Annotated in this window: 4 protein-coding genes; all 4 read left to right on the top strand. The window is 33.7% G+C overall.

The genetic code is table 11. The annotated features are described in order from the left end of the window. Positions 1-336: 336 nt before the first annotated feature. From V757_RS0115380 to V757_RS27120, 4 genes are read left to right on the top strand one after another with little or no spacing between them, the layout of a single operon-like run. Positions 337-1,161, top strand: coding sequence for a hypothetical protein (locus V757_RS0115380; RefSeq protein WP_052019466.1), 825 nt, complete (start codon positions 337-339; stop codon positions 1,159-1,161). A gap of 15 nt (positions 1,162-1,176) precedes the next feature. Beyond that, positions 1,177-2,337 (top strand): GTPase domain-containing protein, encoded by a 1,161-nt coding sequence (locus V757_RS27110; protein WP_023953478.1) that lies wholly within the window; start codon positions 1,177-1,179, stop codon positions 2,335-2,337. Between the two features lies 1 nt (position 2,338). Then, on the top strand, positions 2,339-3,796 hold the full coding sequence (locus tag V757_RS27115; protein ID WP_023953480.1) for a hypothetical protein: 1,458 nt from the start codon (positions 2,339-2,341) through the stop codon (positions 3,794-3,796). Then, positions 3,796-4,203 (top strand): SEL1-like repeat protein, encoded by a 408-nt coding sequence (locus tag V757_RS27120; RefSeq protein WP_023953482.1) that lies wholly within the window; start codon positions 3,796-3,798, stop codon positions 4,201-4,203. The genes V757_RS27115 and V757_RS27120 overlap by 1 nt, the downstream gene beginning before the upstream one ends. The last annotated feature ends 157 nt before the right edge of the window (positions 4,204-4,360 follow it).

The raw sequence follows: 4,360 nt of genomic DNA on the forward strand, positions 1-4,360 counted from the left end.
TCAGCTTGGCGACATAGTTCAGCGATAGGCTCGCCGGCCTCTGCTCGCTTTAATAAAGCAATGATCTGCTCTTCACGCTTACGTTTGCTCATTGTAAAACTCCTAATTATCAATTAAATTTTAAAGGAAATTTCTACATTTGAGCTGTATTAATTTAGGGGGTGGCTACCCCAGGTCTAGTTTACATTCCTTTATTTATTTTTTTAGGAATTAGCTTTTATCAAACAGCATTAGGCTTCTCTGATTTATTAGGGGTTCCATTAGCGTGGGCATTCTCTGCAGGCCTTACTGTTATTATGATGTATTTAAGTATTCATATAGGTAATAAGAGAATTAATGGGCAGACAATTTTTGGATCTTGTTTTGTTTTTTTTAGTATGCTCCCTTTTTTCATATTCTGGAAACTTTAATGCTATTTACACACAATATCAAACAGAACAATTGTATAGGGATGAGTTAAATAAACATAAAATACAATTAGATGATTTGATTGCATCATCTACAAAAGCGCTTAATAACTTTTCTCCTGAAACAGAAGAAAGACGAATTAAGATTGAAAATCTTACTGAGCAACTTGTAAGACAAATTACTGATATTTCACGTCCAGGACTAGGGCAACGTGCTAGAGAGTTAGTAAAGGAAATTGAACTTGAGTTAGGAGAAAAATTAACTGAATTTGCAGGAACTCCACAGCAGTTAGCAGAAAAGTATAAAGAGAATATCCAAAGTATAGTACAGCGTAAATTTATGTCTGGAGATATGGCAAGGGTAAAAGATTTATTAAAGCAAAACAATGATTATGCTGAAGAGACTTATAAACTTATTGATCAGACGCTTTCCAGTACCGAAAGAGTGAAACAACTTGGTTATGATTCAAATTTAAAGGCAGTGACAGTTATTAATAAAATAGGTGCAGATACTCAGGAGTTTATTAACAATACAGAGAAATTTAGTTTTGAGAAAGTTCAGTTTGAAAGTCAAGAACTAGGGAAAATTGCATTCTCATTTAAATCAGCCTTTTCTAATCATCTTTTGGTGGCAATTTTATTCAGTATACTTAGTTTTTTCTTTGATTGGGCTGTAGTTATTTACTTAATAGCGCACTATGGAAAAGGTTATATTGAACCTTACGAACCAAAAGTAAGTAAAGCTGATTTATAAATTTAGAGGATTGATATGCCAAATAATAAGATTAGTAGCTTTTTTGATGAGGAACTACAGAATAATACAGAAGTGATAAATCAGGATTCTACGGGAGATCCTGTATCTGATATTAACTCATTAGATAATCATGATATTGATGTAGAAGTACCCTCTATATCAGAGGTTACCAGTAATACTGTACATTATGATAATGATGATTATCAATATTTTGATGATATTGGAGTTTCTAAAGATAATATCAGGGATTTGAAACGTCAAGCACAGATTAAAATGACGCCAGATGAATATCGTAACCGACTTACTGAGCTAAATGAACGAGCAGAGAATAAACATTTTGTTATGCTGTTTGGAACTCCAAGCTCAGGGAAATCATATGTAATTGCTAGTCTTTTGCATTATATGAACTCTTATTTACCAGGTAATGTTCGACTCAATCCAGAGCGTACGACTAAACAAGACAGTCTAATTTTTAATACGATGCAGGAAATGTTTAGCAATCCAAGGAAAAGAATAGGTAGAACAGGTACTTTGGATTTTTATGAGTTAAATGTATTGTATGAGCCTGAAGAATTAAATAAGCCAGAAGTTGAAATTACATTTATTGATGCATCTGGTGAAAATATGATTCGTATGTTTGATGGTGATACAGAACGTTATGCTGGTGAATTACCAGATTCATTGGAAGTGATTCTTGACTCAAGGGTTAATTGTAAATTTATCTTTGTATATGATCAATCTCAACGTCGTTTGGAGCGAGAGCATAAAGAATTGGCTCCTCAAGTGATGATTTTGCAAGCTCTTTACAATAGAGTATTAGAGCTACAGAAGAAAAATAAAAAACGCTATCCTAAAATATTACTATTATCAAAATCCGATAAGATTTCTCAAGAAGAGAGAATGAAGTATGGTGAAAGTCCTCAAGCATATGCTCTATCTGATGATAATGAACTTAAAAGTTTTGCAAAGGGTTTTTTCACGGAAGCAAATAGTCCTAATAAAACGATTTTTTATAAAATTGGCACTTTTACTAAGCACGATGATTTGGATGTATTTGATGAGGAGTGCCCTAAAAGGTTATTTGACTGGTTATATAGCAGTATTACAGGTCGTACGGCAAGTAAACAAGTATCTTGGTGGAGACGTTTTGTAAATTGGTTAGTAGGGAAATCATAGAATGGTTTTAGCACGTTACGGTTTGATGGGATGTCCAACGGGATTTCAGACGGCAGTCAGGAATATTGGAGGGAAGATAGATTTAGAGTTAGGTCATCTTGATTTACCCAATGATTTAGCGGTAGCTCTACCGTCACCTGATGATTCTAGTTCTCATAATATTCCTTTATTTTGTTTACAAAGGAATATTGTTTCCTCGCTAGAAGGAGTTAGCAGGACAACAGCGTTATCAGTATACTTTTCGACGAAACAAAAGGAAAGTTATCGTTCAGGGACATTTTATGGGGCTTTTTTTGAGATAATTAATCAACAGTTTAATAAATTAGCAGAGGATAACCCATCATCCTACGAAATGCTAAAAGATTTAATGCAAGAATTATTGAGCTTAGCAAGATTGCAATTCAATAAATTAATTGATAAAAATACGAATACATACCATAGTTTTCTTGATGGAAGATCTGTAGAAATGACTACTTCAGGGGTTTTCGAAAAAATAGCTCAGGAGAGTTTAGCCCCGTTGACTGTAATGGACTTTCAAGGAAGAGAAAATACTAAAGTTTTAGTTATTCAATGCTCAAAGTCTACTGAACTAATTCAAGCAGTGCAAGAAGTACTAGCTAATAAACTTATAGTAAGTTATCAGCGAATTTTTTTTCATTGTAGTGAAGAAATAAGTTCTAAATTCTTGATTAAAAATAAAGACATAAGAATTATTCACTTTCCCACATTAGATAATTTTAGTACGATTTTAAAAGATATTACAGAAAATTCTAGTGATACTGCTGTTAGCCTAATACAGCAAATAAAGAAGGGTAAAGATACTTTACAAAAAATAATAAAAGACAATGAACACTCAATAATGGAATTGCACCAACAATATAATCAAAAAATTGATAATCTACATAAGCAATTGGGAGAAAAGGATAGAAATATTATTGAGTTGCAAAAAGGTAACTCTGAAAATAGCGATCTCATAAATTTTGCTCAGGCCGTCATAACTCAAGCAAAAGAAAAGATCCAGGGGCATACTGGTAATTATGCACGGTTTATTTCTAGAGATGACTATGAAAATATCAGAAGTATTGAGGAGAGAGGTCTGAAAGTATCTCAGAATATTTATAGTGCTATTGGAAAGCAGGAAGAGGGGCTAGTCGCAGTGAGACAAACAACAAAGACCTTATTAATGATTCAGTCTGTCATTTGGTTTTTGAGTGTTGTTGCTTTGGGGGGAGTTTTTTTCTTTCTTATTGATAATTTCGGTAGAGATCAGAACCGAAAACTAGGTGAGTTAGAACAATCCTTTAAAGACTATGTTTCGACTGAAATAGATAAAGTAACTACTGGTGTTAATAATCATCTGACTGCACTCTCGCGGCAGAATCAAATAACAGTAGACGCTACAGAGAAACGAGTTAATACATTCTCCGATAAAGAAAAGGAAACTAAAGGAAAGAAATAATGTTAAAGGAAACTTTGCTATTTGTGATTGGTTTTATTGGTTTATGTTCTCCCTCATATGCTTTTTTGTTTGGATCAAACGAAGCTAAACTTTGTAAAGATGCATATAATCGTAGTGAGTTTGCGGTGGCAGAGGTATCTTGTTTAAAAGCAGCTAACAAGGATGATAGTAGCTCCCAATATTATTTGGGTGAGATTTATTTAAAGAATAATAAAAAAGAAGATGCTATCGCTTATTTTGAAAAAGCGGCATCTTCCGGTTCAGAAGATGCCTTGTTGGCATTAGGAGCTTATTATGAACAATCTACAGTCCCAGATGCTTCAGAAAAGGCAATATTTTATTATGAAAGAGCATGTCAATTAAAGGCTATTAAAGGTTGCGAACGCGGTAGCCACCCCCTAAATTAATACAGCTCAAATGTAGAAATTTCCTTTAAAATTTAATTGATAATTAGGAGTTTTACAATGAGCAAACGTAAGCGTGAAGAGCAGATCATTGCTTTATTAAAGCGAGCAGAGGCCGGCGAGCCTATCGCTGAACTATGTCGCCAAGAAGGTAYTGACT

The sequence above is a fragment of the Pelistega indica genome, assembly GCF_000506865.1.
Lineage (GTDB): Bacteria > Pseudomonadota > Gammaproteobacteria > Burkholderiales > Burkholderiaceae_B > Taylorella > Taylorella indica.